1 protein-coding gene is annotated in these 840 nt (G+C 61.3%); it reads left to right on the top strand.

Features of this window, described 5'->3' with window-relative positions:
* On the top strand, window positions 1-840 hold an 840-nt coding region (locus EN914_RS36980), incomplete at both ends, for an NAD(P)-dependent oxidoreductase (protein WP_164779241.1).

Raw genomic sequence — 840 nt, 5'->3', positions numbered from 1 at the left:
CATCAAGGCTATATCGGCTCGGTGATGGTGCCGATGCTGTTGCGTGCAGGGCACTCAGTGACGGGCTATGACAGCGATCTCTACCGGCGCTGCACCTTTACAGCAGGGGGCCAGCGGGCTTCAATTGCTTCAATCCAAAAAGACGTCAGGGACGTAGATGCGCGCGACCTCGAAGGGGTCGATGCCGTCATCCACCTGGCGGCTCTTTCCAATGATCCGCTGTCCGACCTTGATCCGGACATCACTTACGAAATCAACCACAAGGGCAGCGTCCGCTTCGCGAAGGCGGCCAAGGACGCCGGCGTGTCGCGCTTCCTGTTCGCCTCATCATGCAGCAATTACGGACAGGCCGGCGACGGGATGGTGGACGAAACGGGCGAACTGAAGCCGGTCACGCCCTACGGCTGGTCCAAGGTGCTTTCGGAACGGGACATTTCTGAACTGGCCGACAGCAGCTTCTCTCCCACCTATTTCCGTCCCGCCACGGCCTATGGCCTCTCTCCCCGGCTCCGCTTCGACATCGTGCTGAACAATCTCGTGGCCTGGGCGGTCACCAAGGGCGTCATCCTGCTGAAATCCGATGGAACGCCGTGGCGGCCGATCGTCCATATCGAGGACATTTCCAGGGCGTTCATTGCCGGGCTGGAAGCGCCCCGCGAGACCATTCACAACGAGGCCTTCAATGTGGGGCAGACGGACCACAACTACAGGATCCGCGACATCGCCGAGATTGTCGCCGAGGTCGTGCCGGGCTGCCGGCTTGAGTTCGCGTCCGATGCCGGACCCGACAAGCGCTCCTATCGCGTTAACTTCGACAAGATCGCGCTTGCCCTTCCTGCC

The organism is Mesorhizobium sp. M7A.F.Ca.CA.001.08.2.1 (assembly GCF_003998455.1).
Lineage (GTDB): Bacteria > Pseudomonadota > Alphaproteobacteria > Rhizobiales > Rhizobiaceae > Mesorhizobium > Mesorhizobium ciceri.
This window is presented reverse-complemented; position numbering and strand designations above follow the sequence as displayed.